We start from the raw sequence: 1667 nt of genomic DNA on the forward strand, positions 1-1667 counted from the left end.
GCTCATGATGTTGTTGTTCGTGCTGCTGGCTTGTGTTGCAAAATACCCCAGCTTTCGCTTCGCGCCCGACTATACCCTGGGTACCGGTACGTCGGTCCTGGAGGGTTACCGGAAACAGGGCAAATGGGCCCTGTGTATGTACGGGTTCGCGGAGGTCGCAAGCATCGTCAGCGCGCCTGCGGCGTTGGCGTTGATTACGGCGGGATTGGCGACCTCTATAATGGGAATCGACTACCGGGTCCAGGATGTCGCGACCGCCCTGGCTCTCACTACCGTTGGCGTCGTTCTATTCGGACGCTACCGCTGGGTGGAACGAATCACGAAAGTACTGCTCGTGATCATGGCCATTTCGACCGTCGCCGCGACACTGGCGATCTTGCCGAAAATCGATTGGTCGGGAGGCAGTACCGTTTCGTTTGCACAGTTGGACGCTCGGGCCCTCCTGTTCATGTTCGCCCTGATAGGCTGGATGCCGTCGCCACTGGAGGTTTCGGTCATACATAGCCTGTGGTCCAGCGCCAAGGCTCGCGATTCCGGCATCGCGCCGCCGAAGAGCGTTGCGCGGTTCGATTTCGACGTCGGTTTTTTTGGCGCGATCGCATTCGCCTTTTGCTTCGGAATCATGGGTGCGGCGTTGATATTCGGCACCGGTGAGCCCATGCCGCCGGACGCCGCACCTTTCGCAACCCGATTGATCGGGCTGTATGAGCAGTCTCTCGGCGAATACGCGGGTCCTGTCGTCGGAATCGCGGCCTTTACGGTCATGTATTCCACCCTGCTTGCCTATTTCGACGGCAATGCCAGAGCCCTGGCCACGCTGGTTGCTCGCTTCAGGACCAGTGAGGCATCGGAGCGGGCCAACGTGCCGGGCAGCGATCGCAGGATGACGAGCCTTTTCCTGATTCTGATCGCGATCTCGTGCATCGCCGTCACGTATCTCTTTGCATCCTCACTGAGCCATATCGTCGATTTCGCTACCACCACCTCGTTTGTAGTAGCGCCGATCATCGCCTTCCTGAATTATCGAGCGATCACCAGTGAGGAAGTCCCAAATGATTGGCGGCCCGGTCCGGCAATGCGGCGCTACGCCAGGATCTGCGTCGGCGTATTGGCGGTAGCTTCCATGGTCGTCCTGGCGAGTCTGCTCTAGCAGAGGGTCGGCCATGCCAAGGCTGGCGGAAATTGTCAACTTCCGGCCTCTTTTTATCAATAAACGTACGCGCCGCCAAGTCGATAATACAAGTGGTTTTTGTATTGGCATTCACCGGAATAGACGACTGCGGATACTCTTGTTGCTTTCAGCAGCGGCGGAAGCGCGTGAATCGGCCTGACGCGAGAGGGTGAAGGTATGGTCATGGGTAAATCATCGCCAGGATTGATCGGCCTAGGGGCAGTCTCGGCGGTACTGGCGGGCGGGTCTGTGACTCTGGCGCCTTTGCCGGCGGGCGCACAGATCCTTGAGGAAATCGTGGTAACGGCGCGAAGGCGCGAGGAGTCTCTCCAGGACGTTCCGATATCGGTCGTTGCCTACCAGGGGGAGGAAATCACCCTTGCCGGCATCAGCGACTATGAAGACCTCAATGTCGCCGTTCCCAACTTCTCGGCCAATTCCAATCCCATATTCGGTGAAACAGGTACGGTGTCCGTCGCCCGGGGCGTCCCGGGGG

Annotated in this window: 2 protein-coding genes; both read left to right on the top strand. The window is 58.8% G+C overall.

Annotated features, from left to right (window positions below):
• The first annotated feature begins 13 nt into the window (after positions 1-13).
• Entirely contained in the window at positions 14-1150 is a 1137-nt protein-coding gene (locus OXG98_10210; protein ID MCY3772377.1) for a hypothetical protein, read from the top strand.
• 204 nt (positions 1151-1354) lie between these two features.
• On the top strand, positions 1355-1667 hold a 313-nt coding region (locus tag OXG98_10215), incomplete at its 3' end, for a hypothetical protein (GenBank protein ID MCY3772378.1).

This window comes from Gemmatimonadota bacterium, from assembly GCA_026706345.1.
Classification (GTDB): Bacteria; JAAXHH01; JAAXHH01; order JAAXHH01; family JAAXHH01; genus JAAXHH01.